Raw genomic sequence first — 24611 nt, 5'->3', positions numbered from 1 at the left:
TTTTTTAGGCTGGTGTTTTTCTCACTATAAACCGAGTTTTTATTGGAGGGGGATTAATTTGCTTCAAAAAAGTTTTAAGCAAGAGAAAACGGTACCGGCCTTAAAGATGATAGCATCAATGGTTATCTTTGGATCAGTTGGATTTTTTTCTGTTCAAACAAACTTACCTTCGTTTGAATTAGTGTTTGTAAGGTGTATTTTTGCGACAATATTTTTAAGTGTATGCTGGTTGCTTACAGGGCAATATAAACAAGATAAATGGGAACGAAAAGAAGTTATTCAAGTTTTAATATGTGGTTTTTTCTTAGTATTTAATTGGGTTTTCTTATTTAAAGCCTTTGAAAATATGTCAGTTACAATTGCTATCTCAGTTTATCATCTTGCACCAGTAATTGTACTGTTAATTGGAAGTATCGTCTTTAAAGAAAAATTAACATTAATATCTATCATTTCAATAGTTGTGTGTTTTGTGGGAGCTTTATTAATTGCTGGTATCGATGGGAGCTTTTCTTTCGGTTCATTAATGTCTTCAGGTATGATATGGGGATTTCTTGCAGCTCTCTTTTATGCATTTACAACTTTATTTGGTAAAGGGATTAACAAAATGAGTGCGTATGCAATGACATTTTTACAAACATTCTTGGGGATATTTCTTTTAATACCATTTATAGATTTAGATGCTTTTAGTGGCCTCACTCAAAGTAATTGGACATATATTATAGCTACTGGTTTTATTCACACAGGGATAGTGTATTATCTGTTTTTTGATAGTTTACGCCATTTATCTACAAAAACAATCTCAATATTAGTTTTTTTAGATCCGGCAGTGGCAATATTATTAGATACTGTACTTACTGGATTCCGTCCAACTTTAATGCAAATAACAGGAATTCTTTTTATTTTTATTGGCATGACTTTAACATTAAAAAAATCTAAAGATAAAAAACTGAGCCAAAAAGAAAAGCGAATTGAAAGCGATGCTAGTATATCTCAACAATAATGAAATATATTGTGTATAAAACGATAAACCTTGCATGAATCATGCAGGGTTTATTTGGTTCAATATAATTCATATTTATAATATGTAATTTTAAAAACTGAGGTATGTTTTTTAACATGCTTTTGATTCAACTATTTTTATTTGACTATAAATTTACAAAATTGTATATAAAACCTTATTTTTTGATAATATATAAGTAATAAATTCATAGAATTGGAGTGATGAGATGCAGCCGTTAGAAAGGGAGATTCATTCTAATATGCTGAAAGTGTGGAGGATTCACGCTTTAATTGGGGCGGCAGTCATACTAACAGTCGTAATTGCGTATTTCTTTTTTATGATTAACTTTAACTGGTGGGGCTGGTTGTTTGGACTATTAGTAACAGGAGCCATTATATTTATTCCACTTGATTATTTTGTGTTTCCAAATTTACGTCAGCGCTATTATAGTTACAGATTAAATGAAGAAGAGATTGAGATTCAAAAGGGAATGTTCGTTGTAAAACGCGTACTTATTCCGATGATCCGTGTGCAGCACGTAACGATTGAGCAAGGGCCGATTATGAGAAAGTATAATTTAGCAGAATTACACATTTCAACAGCCGCAACTTCTCATAGTATCCCAGGTTTAACGAAAGAAGAAGCAGAACAGCTGAAAAGACAAATTGGAGAACTTGCGAAAGTGAGTGATGAGGATGTATAAGAGGCAACATCCGATCACGATATTGTTAGGTATTAGGGTTGCGAGTTTGTTGCCACTTATTATTCTTGTTTTATTTAAACCTGATGAACAAGTGGAACCTTGGTATTTATTTTATCTTTTTCTTCTGGTTGTTTTATTCATCATGGCTATTTTTTCAGCAATTAAATGGTATTTTAAAGTGTACTGGATTGAGAATAATATTTTACATATAAAGCACGGTGTTTTTGTAAAGAAGGAAAGCTATTTAAATAAAGAGCGTGTACAAAATATTAGTACGTCTTCTAACATCATTTATCAAATGCTCGGACTTATGAAGTTAAATATAGAAGTAGCCGGTGGTGGTAATGAACCAGAAGTGATGTTGGCTGGTATTAAAGAAGACGAGGCAAAACATTTAATTTCTTTATTACATAAGAAAGAAACTACTGTAAAAGAAGAAATAGAAGAGGAAGAAAGCAAGACGGTTTATCAGTTAACAGCGAAAGAGGTTTTAGCCGCAGCGATTACATCTGGTCGGTTCGGACTAGTGTTCTCTGGGCTAGTACTTCTTTACACAAAGTTTGATTTTGTTCTTCCTGAAGGATTCACAAGTAAAGTAGAAGCGTATGTGATGGGAAACGGTGTTTATAAACTAATTGTAATTGCATTAATTTTAATGGCAATTTCGTGGATTATTTCCACGGCTGGATATGTGTTGAAATATGCAAACTTTAAAATTGAGCGAAAAGGGGAAGAGATTCGTATCGTTCAAGGATTATTTGAAAAGAAAGAGTTTGTCTTAAAATTGCACCGCATTCAAGCGATTACTGTAAAAGAAGGTATGCTTCGCCAGCCGTTTGGCTATTGTGCTGTTGAAGTGGAAGCAATTCAAAGTATTGGAGCAGCAAGTAACGAAGTAATGTTGCATCCATTTATGAAGAAAAAAGATGTACAGCACCTGATCACATATTTAGAGTTACCATATGAAATCGAAGCGGAGATCGTTCACTTACCCAAAACAGCGTTGCGTCGTTATTTCATTATGGGCTGGTTAATAAGTATCATACTCACAGTTCTAATTGCCAGCGTGAGTATATATTTTAAACAATATATTGCGTTGTTTGTTATTTTACCGTTATTTATCGTGTTTTCGTTACTTGCGTATGCTAGATATAAAAGTGGCGGTTATGAATTAAGAGAAAATCAACTAACGGTTGTATATCGTAATTTTTCGAAATATACAGGAATAATGCGAAGAAGACATGTTCAAGCAGTAGGTTATAATCAATCGTATTTTCAAAGAAAAGATGAATTATGTACAACTCTTGTAGCGGTAGCTGGGCGCGGTTATGAAGTAAAGCATATGAGAAAAAAAGATTCACTTCGTATATATAATTGGTACAAAGAAAAAGGAAACACCGGTGTGTAATGGTGTTTCCTTTTTGTTATTAAATGGATATCTTTAGTCGAATCGTTGATATATTTCAAGATGTGATAGATATATTCGAAAAATCGTTGATATATTTCAAGATGTGATAGATATATTCGGAAAATCGTTGATATATTCAAAGATGTGATAGATATATTCGGAAAATCGTTGATATATTCAAAGATATGATAGATATATTCGAAAAATCGTTAATATAATTTCACGTACTGCTAGTGTTGTATTACTTTTTAATTAAACTAACACATCAAAAGTAGTCACAAAAGAAGGACGAGAGAAAATACTCTTTTGCTGTTCGGCATGTGGATGCGCTGGAGCTTGTCCTTCTGCTTGTGTGGGACGTTTTTTATGAGCATTTTCGAATGAACGTGATTCTGTCCAGTCTTTAAAGTTTTGCTCTGTTTCCCACATCGTTAAGATGACATATGTATCGTTACTTAATGGGCGTAAAACACGGATCGCTTGGAATCCTGGTTCGTTTTCAATAAGGCCTGCGCGGTTTTTAAAGCGGTTTTCAAATACTGGGCGACCTTCGTCTGTGACAGAAATGTTGTTACAAACGATATAGCCAGATTGTCCTTTAAATTCACCGACAGCATCTAGTACGTCATACTGAAGTGAGCCTTCTACAGATTCTTCTGTATTTTCTTTATAAAACATATTTTTCTCATCATTTTTTGCAGTGAAATGTGATTGTTCTAGAGGTGTTTCGTATGAAATAATCGCCTTCATTTTAATGCCCCCTTAATAGTTTGTTTCTATTATATCAACTCTCTTAAAAAACTTCGAAGATTATATACATAAAGATACTTCTTTTTCAAATAATAAATGTACCATCATTTGGAAAGAAGGACGATGTATGAAGAAAGTAAAGTGGACTTTATTAGGCGGCGTCGCAACGTTTGTAGTAGCAATTGTACTCTATAAACTTATCGTGTTAGCTGGTGGCTATATGATGGATGAAAAGCAGCTCGTTTTCCACTCTTCATCACGTATTGTTGACCAGAAAGGAAAAGAAATTACGAAATTATACGTAGAAAATAGGGAACTCGTACCAGTCGAGCAAATTCCGAAGTATGTGCAGCAAGCGTTTGTTGCGGTGGAAGATTCCCGTTTTTATGAGCATCAAGGAATTGATTATCCGTCTATATTCCGGGCTCTTTATAAAGATACGTTAGCTGGAGAAAAGGTAGAGGGCGGTAGTACCATTACGCAGCAACTCGCTAAAAACGTCTTTTTAACTCGTGAAAAAACATTTACGCGCAAATTGAAGGAAGTTGCAATTTCTCTTCAATTAGAGCAAAAATATACGAAGCAACAAATTCTTGAAATGTATATGAATCATATTTATTTTGGTCATGGGGCTTACGGTATTCAAGCGGCAGCAAAGTTGTATTTTAATAAAAATGTTGAGGATTTAACAGTAGAGGAAGGGGCAATGCTTGCAGGCCTTCCGAAGTCACCAAACGGATATTCACCGTACTATTCTGCAGAGAAGAGTAAGGAACGCCGTGATCTAGTGTTGTCACTTATGCATAAACAAGGCTATTTGACTGCAGAAGAAAGCGTTCGTTATCAAGGGAAGACAATTGCTCTATATAAAAATTTAGATGAGAATGAGCTTGCATATATGCCGTATATTGATATGGTCATAGATGAAGCCGCCCGTTTATACGGATTGTCTCATCAAGAAGTACTTCGCGGAGGATATACGTTTGTCGTACCTATGGATGAAAAGATTCAAAAGGTAGCATATAACCAGTTTCAAGATGCAAGGAATTTTCCTGGGAAAGAAGAAGGGGCGCAAGGTGCGTTCTTATTAATGGATAATCGTACGGGAGGGATTAAAGCGGCGATTGGGGGAAGAAAGTACGTCCCGAGAGGATTTAATCGTGTTTTTGCCAAAAGGCAGCCCGGATCTGTTTTAAAACCACTTATCGTTTATGCACCAGCACTAGAAACGAAAAAGTATAATCCGTATTCTTTATTAACAAATGAAAGAAATTCTTTTGAAGGGTATGAACCTCGAAATTATAATCATGAGTATTCAAAAGAAATGACGATGTATGATGCGATTTTAGAGTCGGCAAATGTACCGGCAGTTTCTTTATTAAATGAGTTAGGGGTAGAAGAAGGAAAGCAATATTTAGAAAAAGGGAATGTTCATATTGCAGATGCTGGTTTAAGTACAGCACTTGGCGGATTGAAAAATGGTGTTTCAACATTTGATCTTGTAAAAATGTATCGTTCATTTTTAGCAAATGGAAATATTATCGAGCCGCACGTTATTGATAAAGTATTAAACAGACACGGTGCAGTCATTGGGGAATCTCCAAAAGTAGAGACGAAAATCTTTTCGAAGCAGACAGCATGGTATATGACGAAAATGTTAGAAGGAGTTGTGAAGGAAGGAACAGCGAGAGTTGGTGTATATAACGGTGCGTTAGCTGGGAAAACAGGTACAACTTCATTGCCAAATGACGATAAGGGAGCAAGAGATATGTGGTTCGTCGGCTATACACCGAACTTAGTAGGCGCTGTTTGGATTGGTTATGACCGCACGGATAAGGAGCATCAGTTGCAAGGAGAAAGTGCATCTGCGACAAAATTATTTAAGAAAATTTTAACGAAGGCTAATGTAGAACATAAAGAGAAGTTTATGAAGCCTGAAGGTGTGGAAACAATCGGTGCTCCGATTCGGCTGCGAAGAATTGAAGATGTAAAAATGAAACTATCATTTAGTCCTTTCGGTTTATTTAAAGCAAAATTAAGCTGGACGCCACTTCCAGATAACAGAATTATGTACCGAATCTATAGAGTGGAGAATGGAATTCATACGCATGTTAGCACTGTAAACGGTGCTGGAGAATATGAGGAAAAGTTCGTTAACATATTTTCAAAACCGAGCTTTTACGTTGTACCATATAACACACAAACGAATCGCGAAGGAGAAAAGTCAAAAGTAGCTAAACCATAGTTTTTCTCTGTGTTATAATAAGAATGTTGTGAAAATAGTAAGCGTTTTTAAGAATGTTTGTGTCAATTTAATGAACAACGTACATAATATTATGCATTTTGTTTTTACAAGCTGTATAGTAAAAAAAGATAAATATCGAGCGTATTCGAAGCATTGGTAAGGAAGGGAGCAACGGTCTTGGTAAGAACTATAAATGAGACATTTTTAAAAGCATGTAGGGGGGAGCGTACCGATTATGTACCAGCATGGTATATGCGTCAAGCAGGTCGTTCACAGCCGGAATATAGAAAGATTAAAGAAAAGTATTCTTTATTTGAAATTACACACAATCCAGAGTTATGTGCTTACGTTACAAAATTGCCGGTTGATCAATATAACGTAGACGCAGCAATTCTTTATAAAGATATTATGTCACCACTACCTGCAATTGGTGTGGACGTAGAAATTAAATCAGGTATTGGCCCAGTTATCGATAATCCAATCCGTTCTTTACAAGACGTAGAAAAACTAGGGGAAATCAATCCAGAAGATGACGTACCATACATACTAGATACAATTCGTTTATTAACGACAGAAATGTTAGACGTACCGTTAATCGGTTTTTCAGGAGCTCCATTTACATTAGCGAGCTATATGATTGAAGGCGGTCCATCTCGTAACTACCATAATACGAAAGCGTTCATGTATGCAGAGCCAAAAGCTTGGTTCGCTTTAATGGATAAACTAGCAGATATGGTTATTACATATTTAAAAGCGCAAATTAACGCAGGAGCAAAAGCAGTTCAAATTTTCGATTCTTGGGTTGGAACAGTAAATGTAGCAGATTATCGCGTATTTATTAAACCAGCAATGGAGCGTATTTTTGCAGAAGTTCGTAAGATGGGTGTACCGATGATTATGCACGGCGTAGGAGCTGCACACTTAGTGAATGAGTGGCACGACTTACCGCTTGATGTAGTCGGCTTAGACTGGCGCTTACCGATTGAAGAAGCACGTGCACGTGGCGTTCATAAGGCGGTACAAGGTAATATGGACCCTTCATTCTTACTTGCCCCATGGTCTGTTATTGAAGAACATGTAAAAGGTATTTTAGATCAAGGGATGAAACAGCCGGGTTATATCTTTAACCTAGGTCACGGTGTATTCCCAGAAGTAAATCCAGATACATTAAAACGTTTAACTACATTTATTCATGAATACTCTAAAGGGCAGTTAGCGAAGTAAAGGAGCATTGCTGTATGAAAAAGAAAATTGGTTTGCTTGTAATGGCATACGGAACGCCATATAAAGAAGAAGATATTGAACGTTACTATACACATATTCGCAGAGGAAGAAAGCCAAGTCCTGAAATGCTGGAAGATTTAACAGAGCGTTACCGTGCAATTGGTGGTATTTCTCCTTTAGCTACTATTACATTAGAGCAAGCTAAGAAGTTAGAGAAGCGTTTAAATGAAGTACAAGATGAAGTAGAGTACCATATGTATCTTGGCTTAAAACATATTGAACCGTTTATTGAAGATGCGGTGAAAGATATGCATAACGACGGAATACAAGATGCAATCGCACTTGTTCTTGCACCTCACTATTCTACGTTTAGCGTGAAATCATACGTTGGACGAGCACAAGAAGAAGCTGAGAAACTTGGAAACTTAACAATTCACGGCATTGATAGCTGGTATAAAGAGCCGAAATTCATCCAGTACTGGGTTGATGCAGTGAAAGGCATATATAACGGTATGTCAGATGCAGAGCGTGAAAAAGCAGTATTAATCGTATCTGCACATAGCTTACCAGAGAAAATTATTGCAATGGGCGATCCATATCCAGATCAATTAAATGAAACAGCGGATTATATCGCGCGCGGAGCTGAAGTAGCAAACTATGCAGTAGGCTGGCAAAGTGCAGGAAACACACCAGATCCTTGGATTGGTCCAGATGTACAAGATTTAACGAGAGAACTAAATGAAAAGCACGGTTATACTTCATTCGTATATGCACCAGTTGGATTTGTTGCGGAACATTTAGAAGTTTTATATGACAACGACTTTGAGTGTAAAGTTGTAACGGATGAAATTGGTGCGAAATATTATCGTCCAGAAATGCCAAATGCATCGGACGCATTTATTGATTGTTTAACAGATGTTGTATTAAAGAAAAAAGAATCTGTACTGTAAGAAGAAAGGGGGAGCCTGCTTGAGGAAAAAAGTTGTGATCGTCGGCGGAGGCATCACTGGATTAACAGCAATGTATAACTTACAAAAAAATATTCATGAAAAAAACTTGCCGATTGATACATTACTTATAGAAGCATCGGGTAAACTTGGCGGAAAAATTCAAACCGTTCGAAAAGATGGATTTACAATTGAGCGCGGACCAGATTCTTTCTTAGCACGAAAAGAAAGTGCAGCTAGATTAGTGAAAGAATTAGGTCTCGGCGATGAAGTTGTAAATAATCAAGCCGGTCAATCATTTATCCTCGTAAACAATCGGTTACATAAAATGCCGAATGGATCAATGATGGGAATTCCAACGCAAATTACGCCGTTTCTATTTTCCGGGCTGTTCTCCCCAATTGGTAAACTAAGAGCTGGCTTTGATCTATTAATGCCGAGGTCAAAGCCAGTATCTGACCAATCACTCGGACAATTTTTCAGACATCGTCTTGGAAATGAAGTGGTTGAAAACTTAATAGAACCGTTATTATCGGGTATTTATGCAGGGGATATTGATGAAATGAGCTTAATGTCAACATTCCCGCAAATGTATCAAATTGAGCAGAAACATCGCAGTATTTCACTCGGTATGCGTACGCTCGCTCCGAAAGAAGAGAAAGCTGAACCGAAAAAGGGAATGTTCCAAACAGTGAAAACAGGTTTAGAATCTATCGTAAAATCTCTCGAAGCAAAGATGCATGAAGGTACGATAATAAAGGGAACTCGCATTGAAAAAATTGCAAAACAGGGTGATGGTTATACGATTACTCTTAGTAACGGAAAAGAAATAGAAGCGGACGCCATCGTAGTGGCAACTTCGCATAAAGTATTGCCGTCCATGTTTGCTCAGTACAAGCAGTTTCGTTTCTTCCGTAATATTCCATCCACATCCGTTGCGAATGTCGCACTTGCTTTCCAAAAGTCCGCAATCCAGCGCGATATTAATGGTACAGGATTTGTCGTATCACGAAATAGCGATTACACCATTACAGCATGTACGTGGACGCATAAAAAATGGCCACATACAACGCCAGAAGGAAAAACACTCCTTCGCTGTTACGTTGGACGTGCTGGTGATGAAGCGGTTGTAGAACAAACTGAAGAAGAACTCGTTCAGCTTGTACTAGAAGATTTAAGAAAGACGATGGATATTACAGAGGATCCAGAGTTTACAATCGTAAGTCGCTGGAAAGAAGCGATGCCCCAATATACAGTAGGTCATAACGAGCGAATGAAAAAGCTCACAACATTTATGGAGAAAGAGTTACCTGGTATATATTTGGCAGGTAGCTCCTATGCTGGTGCTGGACTTCCAGATTGTATTAATCAAGGTGAGGAAGCTGCAAAGCGTGTATTATCTCATTTGGAGAAAGTAATAGATGCTGAATTAATCGCACAATAAACTATAAGAAACGCCTTCAATCATATTGAAGGCGTTTCGTTTATTATATAAAATATTTATTCGCCAATAAACATATATAAGTTATTTGGCTTTATAACGGCATCTCCTGCATAAATAACCCACTCTGTTAAGTTATCAAAATCTAAATGATAACTATTTCCTTCACTCATATCTTTTATAAAATATGGTTCATTAATGAGTATTCCTTGAATGAAATCTTCCGTAATGTTTTGCATTTCAAACCACATATGTTCACTTTTTCCTTCTTCGTAGGAGACACCAAACTTAGTAAGGAAACGAAAATCTTCATTTGATTGTTCAATATGAAAAATGTTGCTGAAATACCCGAAAGTATTTTTCGCATTGTAAGCCATACGAGCCGTTTCACTATTTGTTTTATAGAACATGAGCCCTGTAGCTTCCTCGTGTTCTTTGAAAAAACTTTCAATATATTCTTCTGAAGTATTAAATTTGAATAAGAGAACGGATGGAGATTGATGGTATTCATCTCGGGCATCCATTCCGCCTAAGAATGTATTTTGTGCATCTATTGGTTGTAGTTTCACTTCTTCATCCTCGATTGAAGATAATTGGTCCATACTCGTTTTATGCCCTATATAAGATAATCCTTTTTCCCACGGAACAGCGACTGTATGTATAGAACCTTGCTGACTATGCGCGATAACGATAGGCTCATTCATAGGGACTTGTCCATTCTCAACGGCATTATTAGCAAATGTTTGAAAGAGATCGCCAATGCCGTAGTAGGAAGAAATGCGATTTGGAATAATTAACTCTATTTCAGTTACGCCTGCTCTTAAAAGACCATGTGTATGAAACCAATATTGCGTAGGCTCATCATCTTTATCGTCTTCATAAACAGAATGAATAACGTACAAGTCAGGAATGTCAGGTAATAATTCATTTTCAACGTGATATTCAATATAGCTTCTAGATATCACTTTCATTGCTGCACTTGAATCGATTACAAATAACAAATCTTGGGCGAGATTCCATAAAAACTGTAACTGCTGGAAAAAGCAGTCCAGTACATCGCCTACAAATAGCGTACGAGTGAAAATTTCAGTGCCGAAAGCCACATCTTCAAAATTACGATCTACAATTGTAGAATCTTGTCTATTGTACATTTTATATTCTTCTGGGTCGTTCGCCTCATCAATATGCAGTTCATACGGTATGACTGTTTCACCCATATGTAATTCAACAATAAGGCTTGTCTCATCACTATAAACAATTTTTAACTCATCAACTTTAGTAGCGATAATTTCTAGTCGGTGTTTTAACTGCTCAATTGTAATTCTAGTTGGTATAACAGCAATCATATCTGAAAAATGACGTTCTAATGTTCCATTCATAGCTGCGCGGTATGTTTCTGTTTGCACTTCCATCCAATCACTCCTATTCAAATGAATCCATTTTACATGCCAATCAAATATCGATATTTTCTGTTTTCTCTCTCTAACATTATAGAGTGCATTTGTAGAAGGTGTAAAATTATTATTTTGTATTATAGTTTGAAAGCTTGTAAATTAAATAAATCTTTTGTAAAATTTGTCGAAATATAGTTCTATATAACGAATCATTTGTTATGATAGAAATGCTGAGAAAATATGAAATAGGGAGAGGAAAATGGCTGTGAAGAAATTGTTAAGCGTCTTTTTATCATTCTTGCTATTGCTTTCATTTACTGGAACTTTAGCGCAAGCAGAAGAAACTGCTTCTATGTCAGTAGAAAAAGCAATTCAAGTATTTAAGCAGCAAGGGAAAACGAAGGGGATTGTGGAAGGATATATTGTTGGATATACGCAAAGTTCTTCTAAATATACGAAGGATCCAGCTAAGTTTGATGATACAAACGTAGCAATTGCAGATTCGCCAAACGAAACGAATCCAGACAAAATCATGCCCGTTCAGTTGCCAAAAGGTGATGTGAGAACGGCAGTGAATGTAAAAGATCACCCTGAAAATATCGGGAAGAAAGTTAGTTTGACTGGGACTCTTGAATTATATTTTAGTAACCCAGGTCTAAAATCAGTAACAGCTTATAAGTTTCAAGGTGAAGGACAAAACCGTGTTAGCGATGTAGTAGCTTCACCGAACGGCGGAGAAGTTGCTAAAGGAACAGCGGTAACGTTAACGACGAATACAGAAGGGGCAACAATCTACTATACGTTAGATGGCTCTAATCCTACTAATAAAAGCGTTCGTTATAATGGACAAATTATAGTGAATGAAAATAGTGTAGTGAAAGCAATCGCAGAAAAAGAAGGACTTACTTCTTCAGCAATTTCGACATTTTCATTTATTATCGTAAATAATGAACAGGTTCGTATTCATGACATTCAAGGAAAATCACATATGTCTCCTTACAACGGGAAGAAAGTAAACAATGTGGAAGGCGTTGTCACAGCGCTTGATAAAAACGGCTTTTATATAGAAGATAATCAGCCGGATAATGATCCAGCTACTTCAGAAGGTATTTACGTATATAAAAAAGATGCGAATGTAGCAGTAGGAGATCTTATTCAAGTTGATGGAGTAGTAGAAGAATATGTTGGACCAGGATATGCAGAGCGATTTGAAACAGACTTAACGACGACAGAAATTAAGGCGAGTCGCGTTGCTGTAATCGCAAAAAATCAAACTTTGCCAGCACCGATTGTACTTGGAGAAAACGGTGTGAAAATCCCGGACCAGATTATTGATAATGATGCATTTGGTTTATTTGATCCAAATGAAGATGCAATCGACTTCTATGAAAGTATAGAAGGTATGCGTGTTACGATGCCAACACCAAAAATTATTACACCTCAGAAAAACGGGAATTTATATGTAACAGTAAAAAATGGTGGAGATAAAATAGTAACACAATATGGGACACCTCTATTAGATGAAAATCAATTAAACCCAGAGCGTCTTTCTGTAAAAGTACCTCGCGATTATGTAGCAAAAGTAGGAGATACTTTCACTGGAGATATAACAGGGGTAGTAGGATATGATTACGGTTCTTTCCGTATTTCGCCAATAACAGAACTGCCAGCTGTAGTGGATGGTGGATTTAAGCAAGTAGGCGCAAATATTCAGCCACGTCTTGATAAGTTAACGGTTGCTACATATAACATTGAAAACTTCTCAGCGAATAAAAAAGAAACAACAGATGAAAAGGTAAAAGCGTTAGCGTATTCTATTAAATACAACTTAAAAATGCCAGATATTATCGGTGTAGAGGAAATGCAAGATAATAACGGATCAATTAATGACGGTACAACAGATGCGTCATTAAGCGCAAAACGTATCATTGATGCAGTCCTAGAAATTCGTGGACCGAAGTACGAGTATGTAGAAATCGCTCCAAACAATAATCAAGACGGAGGAGCACCTGGAGCGAATATTCGCGTAGGCTTCTTCTATAATCCATCACGCGTGAAATTAGCGACGGTACCAAAGTTACTTGATAAAAATGTTGTTCGTATTGGAGACGAAAATCCATTATTTGAAAGTACCCGTAAACCGTTAGCGGCAGAATTTACGTTCCAAGGACAAAACATTGTTGTCGTTGCAAATCACTTAAACTCAAAACTAGGAGATGCAACGCCATTTGGAAAAGTGCAGCCGCTCGTATTAAAAAGTGAAGACAAACGAATTCAGTTAGCACAAGAAGTAAATCATTTCGTGCAAGGAATTCAGAAAAAGAATACGAATGCACCAGTTGTCGTGTTAGGTGATATGAACGATTTCGAGTTCTCTAAACCACTAAAAGCACTAGAGGGAACAATCTTAAAAGATATGTTAAACGCAGTGCCAAAAGAGAATCGTTACACTTACATTCACGAAGGAAATGCACAAGTGTTAGATCATATTTTAGTAACAAACAATATCGCACCGCACACAATTGTAGATCCAGTGCACTTAAACTCAAACATAATGAAAGAGCACGGACGTGTAAGCGACCATGACCCAGTACTTGCTCAAATTGATTTGAAGAAAGCTTCTTAAAGAAAGGAACGCTTAGGTGACTAAGCGTTCTTTTTTTTCATTGTTATAGAATAGTATAAAGAGATGATTCCTTTTTTTGTAATCTAATGATAAAATTGATTGAATATTTAGTTTTTTAAAGGGGGACATCAATGCAGTTACAAATAAATGGAAAGTTAATGAATCAGCTTGCAATTTTTTTTAGTACGATCGTCATGCTTCAGTTTGTAGCTGATGTAACAGGACTTACAAGCAATCTAGATATTACGTATAACTTAATTAATATAACAGCTTCTTATATAACATTTAGTTTGGCGGTTATTTTCACTTTAATAGGTGCAAGAAGAGAATTAAGTAAATATGCAATTGTTTCATTATGTTTAGTAGTAGCGATTAAAGCGATTTATTTTGTAGCGGTTGTTATTTTATGGGGATTGGCTGGTACACCGTAAGTGAATAGTAAATAAAACCCTAATTTCCAATATAGTAAGGAAATTAGGGTTTTATTATACTTGAAACGCCTTTCTACACCGCTCTCTTCTTTGCAACCTTCTTCTATATTTTTTTCTATCACGTTTTACTCCTTGTATATACATGATTAAGCTAACGAGGAGGAAGAAAGTGCATTGCATCGTTAAAATATATGGCGACATGCCATGCAACGGTTGTTTTGGGTCATATAAATGAAAAGGCGCTCCGCCTATTGTAGGGAATATCGTATTTAGCAGGACGTATGGAATGGAGGCAACTGCAAATGGGAAAAGAATCGCCATATAGTCCTTTTGTGACCACGCAGATGCTGCAAGTCCTAAAAGGGCCATTAAACCTGCAAATAAAAAATTAATTCCGATATATACAGCAATGTAAGTGAGGGGAGATTCGTAATATAAGTTTGCAAACATCCCATTATCATTTATAATGCCTGAACCAGCAGTCGGTTCTCCGTCTGGAATGGTTAATTTGCAAAATAATAACGATAAGATGAATGGAAATGTATAAAGAAATCCGCCACAAAAGAATGTAACGATATATTTCGTTACTGAATAAGGGAACAAAGAAATCCCTTTACTTACAAACGGTTTAAAACCATCTGATTTATCCGAATTGTAACTTGTACTAAAGGGGAAACTAGCAATAACGGGCATTAATAATAAATAAACATCCATTTCATTGTCGCGAAATCCAATCCATTTAACAGCTGTTGTTACAAACGCATCCGTTCCATCCCCAATGTAACGAATTACATAATAATAATGGTAAATAAAAATAAGAGCTAGTCCACTAAACATAATAATTAAAGAAACACGATTACAAAAAGCTTGCTTTATATTTAAACGAAGCGCACGCATCATGACTGAAAAAGCCTCCACTATTTTGATAAACTTGTCTATTTTCTATATTACTATTAATTGTAAAGATTTTCTTGTTTTTTTATTTGATTATTTGAAAAAGAGGAATTTTGTTGTTGTGAAGTAAGGTTTAGCTGAAATTAATTTTTCTAAAATATGGTTGACAATTAAGTATTACATTTGTAATCTTAATTGTAGATTACAAATGTAATACTTAGGAGTGAAACATACGATGACAAATCAATTACCTAAAATATCTGAAGCGGAATTAGAAATTATGAAAGTACTTTGGTCGAATTCTCCACAAACAGCGAATGAAATTATAGAAGAACTGGAAGATGCAATGGACTGGAAACCGAAAACAATCCGCACATTAATTAATCGATTAGTACAAAAGGAAGCCGTTTCTTACCATCAAGATAAAGGGCGAATGTATGCTTATTATCCGTTAGTATCACAAGATAATTATTTGCAAGTGGAAACGAAATCTTTACTAAAGCGTTTTTGCGGTGCAGCGTTTAAACCGTTACTTGTTAATTTTTTAAAAGAGGAAAAATTGTCTTCAGAAGATATTAATGAATTAAAACGCATTTTAGATGAGAAGACAGAGGAGAATAAGAGGAAGGATCGATAAAAATGATAAACACGCTTCTAAATGTATACCTTCCTCATTTTTTTGATTGGCTTATAGAAACGTCACTTATGGCCAGCATATTAGTTGGATTTATTTTATGTATAAAAGTTCTATTTAGAAATAAATTAACACCCCGGTGGCAATATATGCTGTGGATCGTATTAATGATAAGACTCCTTTTACCGTGGTCGCCAGATAGCTCTTATAGCATTTACTCATTACTTTCTTATAGTTCTAGCGTATCGGAAGTTATTCCAAAAAATATGCCGGCTACTGAGAATATAGTGAACATAGAAAGCGATCGAAAAGTGGAATTGGAATCAAATTCTGAAACTGTGACAAAAAATAGTGAACCTGAAGTAAACGCGAGTTCGGAACAACAGACTACATTGTCTTTATACAAAATTGCTTTGTATGTTTGGCTAGCTGGGGTAATCGTATTAGCAGCCATCACGTTTCTTACAAATAGACGTTTATATTCTTACATAAAGAAACAACCGGATATTACGGATGAACAGGCCATTACAGTGTTTAATCGCTGTAAGCAATCTATGAAAACGAAGAAGGCAGTTTCGTTACGTCTAGCGGGAAAGATTGCAAGTCCAACTGTGTTTAGTTTCTTCCGCCCAAAAGTATTACTATCAAAAAAACATATGAAAGTATTAAATGAGCAACAATTACAATATGTCTTTTACCATGAGTTAGCTCATATTAAAAGAAACGACGTAGCTGTAAATTGGATTATGTACAGTTTAATCCTATTAAATTGGTTCAATCCAATTCTTTGGTATGCCTATTTTTGTATGCGAGAAGATCAAGAATTAGCCTGTGATGCATATGCACTTACTTTTATTGATAAAGAGGAGCAAATTGCATACGGTCATACAATTATTACCCTCTTAGAACACTATTCCTATCAAGTACCAAGCCTAGCAAATTTAAGTAGAAATAAACGAACACTAAAAAGGAGAATCATTATGATTAAAAAATTCCAAAAGAAATCGTATCGTCTTTCTTTACTTGGAGTGATTGCGATAGCAGCTATAGCAGGCGGATTTTTATTAAATGCAAGGATAACCGAGGGAGATGAAAGACAGAAGGAAAAGGTTGTAGAAAATAAGCAATCTAAAGCGGCATTTGAAAAAGCGATAGAAACAGTATATGGTACACCAGAGAATGCAAGTAGAGAATGGGGTATGTCGATAAAGTCATATAAAAGAGATACAGATCTTTTGTATTTGGCAGAAAAGAATTTTACAAAAAAAGAATTTGAACAATATGTCCAATTATTTAAAGAGGCTAGCGAAATTCAGAAACAAGCAATGGTTAAGAAAAATGTGCCTGAGAATTATGATGGAGATACAAAGGAAATTAATCTTGAACGTTTGAATAAAACTGATCAAGAAAAATTAGCTAGTATTCAGAAGAAATTAAACCCTTTTAATGATAAATTGCAGAAGTCTTTAACATATACTATAGAAGAAGCAAAAGAACATGTACCGTATCAAATTAAGGAGCCAACTTATATACCTGAAGGTTATGAATTAAAGAGAGAATGGGCTGATTCATATTTTGGAAGAGATGTAGAATTAGTTATTAAATCAGAATATACAAAAGGGAAATATGGTTTTACAATTTACCAGTCAAGGATGTATATGGATGGTAATGTTAATGGTGGTAAGGATCCACTACACTACATGATGCCTGGAGAAGAGAATCTAGAAAGTTATAGTTTAGACGGGAAAGAAATGGTATATAATAAATATTCTCAAGGAGAGAGTAAGTTAAAAGGACTCAAAATGTTTGTACCAGCACAAGGTAAGAATAGTGAGTATCAGATTGTCATAGTGAATGATATTTTTACAAGAGATACAAAGATATACGAAGAGATAATCGATGATGAGCTAACTAAGAAAGAAATGGAGAAAATATTACTTTCTATGTCAAAATAATAGACAGTGTTCTTAAACTTTTAGTTTTAAGAACACTGTCTATTTTATTAAATTTCTAGTGGGATCTAGCCAGCAATTATTATGAATATATTCTAGCTTTCCATACAAGTATACTTTTTGATACACTATGGACAGTATGATATAACTTGACTGAAATCTTTTATACTGGAAATAATAAAAAGAGAACTTGTATAGAATGTAAGCGTGTGGTAATATCAAAGATGTACTGATTGACTATATTATCCAATTGGTCATTTTTGGAGGTGACAATGTGGCGATAGATCGAAAACGTTCTATTATTGAAGCTGCAACAAAGTCTTTTTCAGCGTTCGGTTATAAAGCAACAACGATGGATCAAGTAGCGAAGTTAGCGAATGTAGGAAAAGGAACGATTTATACTTTTTTCAAAAATAAAGAAGAGCTATTTGGTGAAATTATTTCTAATTTAATTACAGAAATGAAGCAAGTTGCAGAAAATGCAATTCGTTCAGATGTTTCATTTTTTGAAAATGTACATAGAGCATTATATAGCATCTTGGAATTTAGAAAAGAACATCAGCTCATGATTAAATTAATTCAAGAAGAGCGCGATATGGGAACGAAAGAAGTACAAGAAGTTATGCAACAAGTTGATGTGGAAATCGTTTCTGTTATTCAATCGTATTTAAAGATTGCGATTGAAAAAGGTGAAATTAGCAAATGTGATCCAGAAATTACAGCATTTATTATGCTTCGTCTATACGTATCGCTTATTTTTGATTGGGAAAAAAATCATGAACCGCTAGAAAAAGAAAAAATTGCAGAGTTATTTGAACTTTATTTACTAAAAGGATTGTCAAACTAAGATAATCCTTTTAATTTTATAAAAAAATGACCGAATGAACAATGTGGTCATATATTTAAGTTAAGGGGGGATATAGAAAAATTATAATCATAATGAGAAAAAGTTGCATAGTAATAAATTCGGGGATAAGGCATATGTATGAACAAGTATAGCCTTTTTGTTTGGGTAAAAATGACTATATGAACATTTTGGTCATTTTATAAAAGGGGGAGAAATTATGAAAGGGAATCAGTTACTTCGGAAAGAGTTCACGGAAATTATAAAAAGTAAAAAAATATTAATTCCAATTATTGCGGTCTTATTCGTACCGATTTTATATGCAGGGATGTTTTTGTGGGCCTTTTGGGATCCGTATAAACAGTTAGATGACTTACCAGTTGCAGTAGTCAATTTAGATAAAGGCGCAGTATTTGATGGGAAACCAATTGAGGTCGGAAAAGGGCTCGTTGATAATTTAAAAGATAATAAAAGTTTTAAATGGGAGTTTGTAAGTGAAAAAGAAGCAAAGAAAGGAATGGAAGGTAGAAAGTATTACATGTTAGTGCGCATTCCAGATGACTTCTCAAGTAACGCTACAACGTTACTAAAAGACAATCCAAAGCCATTAAACTTAGAGTACATTCCAAACGAAAGTTTAAACTTCTTATCTTCACAAATTGGAGGAACAGCCATTGAAAAGATTAAAACTGAAGTATCAAGCACGTTAACGAAAACATATGCAGAGAAAATGTTCGATTCTATTAAAGACGTCTCAAAAGGATTAGCAGATGGAGCGGAAGGGGCAAGTAAACTACACGACGGATCAAGTGAATTGCATGATGGTTCAAGTAAAGTGACGGATGGCCTTCATACACTTCAAGGGAAATCTGGGGAGATGAAGGATGGAGTTGGGAAACTATTTGATGGATCTGGGAAAGTGACAGCAGGTTTAAATACGTTAAATAGCAAAACCGGTGAAATGCAAATAGGTATCGGGAAATTAGTAGATGGATCAGGAAAAGTAACAGATGGTTTACATGTATTAAATAGCAATGCAGGTATCGGAAAATTAGTAGATGGGTCAGGAAAAGTAACAGCAGGTTTAAATACATTAAATAGCAAAACGGGTGAATTGCGTGATGGATCTGAGAAAGTGACCGGTGGCTTGAACAAATTAGTAAGTAAATCCGGTGATTTAAAAACAGGAACAACTGATTTATCAAATGGTATGGGAAAACTTGTTGAAGGGCGAAGTCAATTAGAAAAAGGGTCTCAAGAAATTCAAAAGGGATTGCAAGATTTAAATAGTAACGTACAAAAGTCTGCTGCAGGCTTAGAGGAAATGCAGTCGAAAGTTCCTTCTATATTGAATACAGTAAATGAAAAAATAGATGGAGCTGGGGCGAATATAAATCAGTTAAATGAACTTACGCAATCAACAGTAGGAGATGCTAAAACTGCAGCACAAGATGTAGCGAATTTACAAAAGCAAATTGAAAGTTTACCAAAAGAATATCAAGAGCAGTTACAACCGTTCATAACAAGTGCTGTAAAAAGTACAGCGACAGTTCAGCAAAAGGCTGCCGGAGTAGCAGGTGGAACAAATAAACTAAATGAAGAAGTAAAACAATTAAAGGGCGAAATACATCAAACAACAAATGGATTGCAAAATAAATTACCAAATCCAGCAGGGATGAAAGCTCTGGCAGATGGTGTTGAGAAACTAACGAACGCACAAAATGAATTTGTTAGTAAGTTTCATGGATTTGGTGAGGGATTAGATAATGCAAAAATAGGTGCTGATAAATTAAAAGATGGATCAGTTCAATTAATTGATGGAGTAACGCAATTACAAAGCGGCTCTGGAAAAGTAACAGATGGATTAGGTCAATTATCTGCAGGAGTAAATCAATTAGCAGATGGCTCAAGCCAAGTAACAGGTGGTTTAGGAACATTATCTGCAGGAGTAAATCAATTAACGGATGGCTCAAGCCAAGTAACAGGCGGTTTAGGTACATTATCTGTAGGAGCAAATCAAATGGCAGGTGGAGTAAATCAATTAGCAGATGGCTCCGGTCAAGTAACAACAGGCTTAGGCACATTATCAACTGGCTCAACCCAGCTAATTGATGGCGTTAATAAACTAGCAGACGGATCAGGAAAAGTAACGGATGGTCTCGTAAAAGTAAACGATGGTTCAGGTGAACTTGCAGAGAAACTTGGCGAAGGAGCAGAAAAAACTGGTGAAGTAAAAGGGACGGATAAAACGTATGATATGTTTGCAAGTCCTGTAAAAGTGAAGACGGAGAAAATGGCGGAAGTTCCAAACTACGGAACTGGATTTACGCCGTACTTCTTATCACTCGGTTTATTCGTTGGGGCATTACTATTATCAATTGTATATCCATTACGTGATACAGTTGGCGTTCCGAAATCAGGATTTAGTTGGTTTATTAGTAAGTTCGGCGTGTTACTATCAGTCGGTATTATTCAAGCGATAGTAGCAGATGTTATATTACTGTTCGGATTGGGTGTAGAAGTACAAAGCATTCCATACTTCATACTCTTTAGCATCATTACAAGTTTAGCGTTTATTGCATTAATTCAATGTTTAGTAACAGCATTCGGTGATGCAGGCCGTTTTATCGCCATCATCACATTAATTATGCAGCTTACAACGAGTGCTGGAACATTCCCACTAGAGTTGATTCCGAAGTTTTTACAACCATTCAATGCGTGGTTACCGATGACATACTCTGTATCAGGATTTAAAGCAGTCGTATCAAGTGGAGACTTTAACTTCATGTGGCAAAACATAGGAATGCTCATGATCTTTATCGTTGTATTATCACTTGGAACAATCGCCTCCTTAACTTTGATGCACAAACGAAAATTTAAAAATGTGGTTGAAAATCAATCGGTTGAAGCGTAAAAAAAAGCACCTTTTTGGTGCTTTTTTATTTTAATAGAGGGCATTTTTTCCTTAGTTCATCTATAAATCTTTCTAAAAGCTATAGAAACGAAAGAAAAGGAATTACAACAATTTACAGAGAAACATAGGGTAGAGGAGTTGATATGATGAGAGGCAATCTTACTTATTATTTTATCGTAAATCCGCTAATCATCTTTCTTGTTTATGCCCTTTCACCTATATTGTTTGATAAAGAAGTATATACAAGTATGAAAGATGCATTTGGAATACTTACGTTCTACTATGTGTTAATGGGTGGATATTACTTTATTGATATTTTAAGTGAAAAGATAAAGAAAACAAGTGATGGAGGATAAAAAATGACTGAAAGTGAAATGAAATTCCGCGATACGACCATTCGTAACTTTTTCGATAAAGAGGATCGTTTAAAATCGATTCCAGGTCAAAAGAAGAAAAAACTAGTATTGTTGGAGCATTTAATAAGCAAGTTAAATGCTGAAAATCAATATACAGAAAAAGAAATTAATACATTTATAAAACAATATCATGATGATTTTTGTACAATTAGACGTGAATTTATTGTACAGGGGTTTATGGATAGAGAGGATAATATGTACCGTATAAACGGGAGAGAAGTTTGGACGAAGTGGGAGGAGTTAAAATAATGAATCAGCGAGGGGATCCCCGCTGATTATAAGCCTGTGCTAGTCTTGCTGTTTCTTTGTAGTAAGTCTATGAACGCTTCAACATTCGAACTTGTAATGTATCCAAGCGTTATATATTCATCTTCATAGTAAAATATTATTTTTTTGTCAAAGATTCTTCTCTTCGTTTCTACGGATAATATTTTTTCATAATCAAATTCGGCAATGAATGTGTTTTTATATTGGCTAAAAAAGAGAAGTCTTCTATTAGTAGCAAGTAACATGCCAGGATACGGGACTTTATGCGTAATCATATAGCCAGTAAGTGAACATTTTAAAGTAGATAAAACCTTTTCTTCTTTATGTAATAGTTGTTTTGCAGCTGTTAAGATTGGATTCATTGCATACATTCCTTTTATTTTGATGTATGAATATTGTATCAAGAGTAAAAAGATTCTCAATATGTAATATTGCATATTGGACGTTTTATAGTTTTAATATTATTTTTAAAAAGAAAAAGTACGAGGTGATTCAATGATACGGTTAGTAAAAGAGACTGATGCAGAAGCAATTATGAATATTAGAAAAGAAATTATATTATCGGAAACTACTACAAAATTTTTCATAGTATCCCCACAGAAGTTACCGAATGATAGTAATGCAGAAAGAGAAAAGATACGGAAAAGCAATGAGAAAGGTAATCTTTATATCGTGTATGAAGTAGATAGGAAGGTAGTTGGCTTTTTACTTTTCACCCGATATGAACTAGAACGGTTACAACACGCAGGCACAATGGGAATGGGGATTAAAGAGGCGTATTGTAATCAAGGCATCGGCACGAAATTAATTGAATTTCTTATTAGTTGGGCTAAAGGGCAGAAAGGTTTAGAGAAAATTTGCTTAGGTGTAGTTTCTGTTAATGATCGGGCAATTAAAGTGTACAAACGTATGGGTTTTGTAGAAGAAGGAAGACAAAGAAAGCAAATAAAGTATGAAGATGGATCATATGGAGATGACGTATTGATGGGGTTTTATATTGAATAAAGGATATATGGTATTAAGAAAAGGAATGTACATAACGTAAATTTCTAAAAGTAGTATATTGCCCCTGCATTAACAGACTTTTTCCTATGTATAATATTAATATAGTAAAATCATAACAACCGATATTGCAGTTTCCAATAATATACTATATAATCAATTTAAGAAAACGTTTTCATGCAAAGGGGGAGAATTTCGTGTCGACTATAGAGGACGTGGCGAAATTAGCGGGGTTATCAAGGACAACGGTTTCTAGGGTGATTAATAATCATCCATATGTTTCAGATGAGAAGAAAAAAAGGGTTCAATTAGCAATGAAGCATTTAGGCTTCGTTCCTAATTCTGCGGCGAGAAGGCTTCGTAAACAAAAAACGGAAACAATTGCGGTGCTAGTTCCAAGGATTACAAATCCTTTCTTCAGTAGATTTATCGAAGCAATCGAGATTGCTGCTTCTGAACATAAATATAAACTGATTATTTGTCAAACAAGATATTTACCGGAAAAAGAGATGGAGTATTTACAATTATTATCTACGAAGCAAGTAGATGGGATTATTCTATGTTCACTAGAAAATCCGTGGGAAGATGTAGAGCCATACTTACAGCACGGTCCAATCGTGTTGTGTAATGAATATATTGAGGAAGCAAATATTCCAACAGTGAAGTTTGATCATGCGCAAGGAGCATACATAGCTGCGAAGCATGTGTTAGATCAAGGATATCGTAATCTTATTTTTTGTCGTGGTAACGAAACCAAAGTCGTTAGCCAGCAGCGAAAAATGGGCTTTTTACGTGCAATAACTGAGAAGAGCCGCCAAGTAGAAGCGATTGACTTTCTTGAAAACGCTTTCTCTTGGGAAGATGGAAAACGAATATTCCATGAAGTGTTAAAGGACAAAAAAAATCCTACCGCGATTTTGGCAGGAGGCGATGAGGTAGCAGCTGGAATTATCTCAGAGGCGAAGCACCATAACTGGAGCATTCCAGATGATCTCGCTGTTATCGGTTTTGATAATCAAATATTATCGCAGATTACAGAACCAGGTATTACGACAATTGAACAGCCAATTGATGAAATGGCCCGAAAAGTTGTCGACCTGATGATGGATAAAATCCATACGAAAAATTATCGAAAAAAAGAATTGTATGAGTTTGAACTGGAGCTCTTGGTGAAAGGTTCAACGATGAAGGATAAGATGTTATTAGCCTAGTAGACTATGTCTGCTAGGTTTTTTATGTTCACAAACTACTATTCTTCGTGAACGCAATCGTCACATTTGTTATGGTATGCTTCGTGTTGCTCATCAATTTCTTTCCCACAGTGCGCACAAGTTTTCGTCGGTAAATTTCTGAAAAACTCCATTGGTTGATCGATCATGTCAATCCCTCCATTTCCATTTCTTACTATCATTGTATTAGTACAAAAAATAAAAGTCAACAACTGTTTTATAACAAAATTGAAAATTAATGAAAAAGTTTAGGAAATGGATTATAGTTAACAATGTAGGATGTAAGTAAA

Annotated in this window: 22 protein-coding genes; 17 read left to right on the top strand and 5 right to left on the bottom strand. The window is 35.4% G+C overall.

The features are described from left to right. The first annotated feature begins 58 nt into the window (after positions 1–58). The 3 genes from IBT51_RS26195 (at position 59) to IBT51_RS26185 (ending at position 3111) form a co-directional block, all read left to right on the top strand. On the top strand, positions 59–1000 hold the full coding sequence (locus tag IBT51_RS26195) for a DMT family transporter (RefSeq protein ID WP_000939632.1): 942 nt from the start codon (positions 59–61) through the stop codon (positions 998–1000). A gap of 226 nt (positions 1001–1226) precedes the next feature. Further along, a complete protein-coding gene (locus IBT51_RS26190; RefSeq protein ID WP_001182719.1) occupies positions 1227–1703 on the top strand; it encodes a PH domain-containing protein in 477 nt (158 codons plus the stop codon). Then, positions 1696–3111 carry a PH domain-containing protein gene (locus IBT51_RS26185; protein ID WP_063246207.1) on the top strand — a complete coding sequence of 472 codons (1416 nt, stop codon included), beginning with the start codon at positions 1696–1698 and terminating at the stop codon, positions 3109–3111. Before IBT51_RS26190 ends, IBT51_RS26185 begins: the two co-directional genes overlap by 8 nt. A gap of 252 nt (positions 3112–3363) precedes the next feature. Here IBT51_RS26185 and hmoB read toward each other — a convergent pair whose 3' ends face one another. Continuing rightward, the gene (gene hmoB, locus IBT51_RS26180) at positions 3364–3861 is read right to left on the bottom strand and encodes a heme-degrading monooxygenase HmoB (RefSeq protein WP_000644097.1); all 498 of its coding nucleotides are present in this window, start codon (positions 3859–3861) and stop codon (positions 3364–3366) included. A 127-nt stretch (positions 3862–3988) separates the two neighbouring features. Between hmoB and IBT51_RS26175 the strand changes: the two genes are divergently transcribed. The 4 genes from IBT51_RS26175 (at position 3989) to hemY (ending at position 9721) form a co-directional block, all read left to right on the top strand. Further along, on the top strand, positions 3989–6106 hold the full coding sequence (locus IBT51_RS26175) for a transglycosylase domain-containing protein (protein WP_053565068.1): 2118 nt from the start codon (positions 3989–3991) through the stop codon (positions 6104–6106). A 177-nt stretch (positions 6107–6283) separates the two neighbouring features. Then, complete coding sequence (gene hemE / locus IBT51_RS26170; RefSeq protein WP_000252605.1) at positions 6284–7330, top strand: uroporphyrinogen decarboxylase; 1047 nt, start codon at positions 6284–6286, stop codon at positions 7328–7330. 14 nt (positions 7331–7344) lie between these two features. Continuing rightward, complete coding sequence (gene hemH, locus IBT51_RS26165; protein ID WP_000726775.1) at positions 7345–8280, top strand: ferrochelatase; 936 nt, start codon at positions 7345–7347, stop codon at positions 8278–8280. 19 nt (positions 8281–8299) lie between these two features. Continuing rightward, a complete protein-coding gene (gene hemY, locus IBT51_RS26160; protein ID WP_053565067.1) occupies positions 8300–9721 on the top strand; it encodes a protoporphyrinogen oxidase in 1422 nt (473 codons plus the stop codon). A 56-nt stretch (positions 9722–9777) separates the two neighbouring features. Here the strand turns inward: hemY and IBT51_RS26155 are convergent, their stop codons facing one another. Then, on the bottom strand, positions 9778–11130 hold the full coding sequence (locus tag IBT51_RS26155; RefSeq protein WP_200458443.1) for a DUF4026 domain-containing protein: 1353 nt from the start codon (positions 11128–11130) through the stop codon (positions 9778–9780). A 241-nt stretch (positions 11131–11371) separates the two neighbouring features. Between IBT51_RS26155 and IBT51_RS26150 the strand changes: the two genes are divergently transcribed. Next, complete coding sequence (locus tag IBT51_RS26150) at positions 11372–13738, top strand: DUF6359 domain-containing protein (protein ID WP_088022538.1); 2367 nt, start codon at positions 11372–11374, stop codon at positions 13736–13738. Between the two features lie 131 nt (positions 13739–13869). Then, positions 13870–14169 (top strand): hypothetical protein, encoded by a 300-nt coding sequence (locus IBT51_RS26145; RefSeq protein WP_023521387.1) that lies wholly within the window; start codon positions 13870–13872, stop codon positions 14167–14169. Positions 14170–14223: 54 nt separating this feature from the next. Here IBT51_RS26145 and IBT51_RS26140 read toward each other — a convergent pair whose 3' ends face one another. Next, positions 14224–15069, bottom strand: a complete 846-nt coding sequence (locus IBT51_RS26140; protein WP_063546744.1) for a hypothetical protein — start codon at positions 15067–15069, stop codon at positions 14224–14226. 229 nt (positions 15070–15298) lie between these two features. On the opposite strand from IBT51_RS26140, the gene IBT51_RS26135 reads away from it, so the two are divergent. From IBT51_RS26135 to IBT51_RS26110, 6 genes are all read left to right on the top strand, one after another. Beyond that, positions 15299–15700 carry a BlaI/MecI/CopY family transcriptional regulator gene (locus IBT51_RS26135; RefSeq protein WP_000184503.1) on the top strand — a complete coding sequence of 134 codons (402 nt, stop codon included), beginning with the start codon at positions 15299–15301 and terminating at the stop codon, positions 15698–15700. A gap of 2 nt (positions 15701–15702) precedes the next feature. Next, positions 15703–17652 (top strand): M56 family metallopeptidase, encoded by a 1950-nt coding sequence (locus tag IBT51_RS26130; RefSeq protein ID WP_200458442.1) that lies wholly within the window; start codon positions 15703–15705, stop codon positions 17650–17652. 271 nt (positions 17653–17923) lie between these two features. Then, positions 17924–18496, top strand: a complete 573-nt coding sequence (locus tag IBT51_RS26125; RefSeq protein ID WP_000963378.1) for a TetR/AcrR family transcriptional regulator — start codon at positions 17924–17926, stop codon at positions 18494–18496. A 217-nt stretch (positions 18497–18713) separates the two neighbouring features. Beyond that, the gene (locus tag IBT51_RS26120; RefSeq protein ID WP_200458441.1) at positions 18714–21407 is read left to right on the top strand and encodes a YhgE/Pip domain-containing protein; all 2694 of its coding nucleotides are present in this window, start codon (positions 18714–18716) and stop codon (positions 21405–21407) included. A 143-nt stretch (positions 21408–21550) separates the two neighbouring features. Next, the gene (locus IBT51_RS26115) at positions 21551–21763 is read left to right on the top strand and encodes a hypothetical protein (RefSeq protein ID WP_200458440.1); all 213 of its coding nucleotides are present in this window, start codon (positions 21551–21553) and stop codon (positions 21761–21763) included. Positions 21764–21766: 3 nt separating this feature from the next. Continuing rightward, entirely contained in the window at positions 21767–22072 is a 306-nt protein-coding gene (locus IBT51_RS26110; protein WP_000140289.1) for a DUF2087 domain-containing protein, read from the top strand. Positions 22073–22098: 26 nt separating this feature from the next. Here IBT51_RS26110 and IBT51_RS26105 read toward each other — a convergent pair whose 3' ends face one another. Then, a complete protein-coding gene (locus tag IBT51_RS26105; RefSeq protein WP_053565061.1) occupies positions 22099–22452 on the bottom strand; it encodes a PH domain-containing protein in 354 nt (117 codons plus the stop codon). A 133-nt stretch (positions 22453–22585) separates the two neighbouring features. On the opposite strand from IBT51_RS26105, the gene IBT51_RS26100 reads away from it, so the two are divergent. Together IBT51_RS26100 and IBT51_RS26095 are read left to right on the top strand one after the other, a co-directional pair. Next, a complete protein-coding gene (locus IBT51_RS26100) occupies positions 22586–23095 on the top strand; it encodes a GNAT family N-acetyltransferase (protein ID WP_053565060.1) in 510 nt (169 codons plus the stop codon). Between the two features lie 194 nt (positions 23096–23289). After that, the gene (locus tag IBT51_RS26095; protein ID WP_064532838.1) at positions 23290–24303 is read left to right on the top strand and encodes a LacI family DNA-binding transcriptional regulator; all 1014 of its coding nucleotides are present in this window, start codon (positions 23290–23292) and stop codon (positions 24301–24303) included. 38 nt (positions 24304–24341) lie between these two features. Here IBT51_RS26095 and yhfH read toward each other — a convergent pair whose 3' ends face one another. Next, complete coding sequence (yhfH, locus tag IBT51_RS26090) at positions 24342–24470, bottom strand: protein YhfH (protein WP_000567010.1); 129 nt, start codon at positions 24468–24470, stop codon at positions 24342–24344. Positions 24471–24611: the final 141 nt, after the last annotated feature.

Origin of the sequence: Bacillus sp. S71, assembly GCF_016625265.1 — a bacterium.
In the GTDB taxonomy this organism is placed as follows: Bacteria; Bacillota; Bacilli; order Bacillales; family Bacillaceae_G; genus Bacillus_A; species Bacillus_A cereus.
This window is presented reverse-complemented; position numbering and strand designations above follow the sequence as displayed.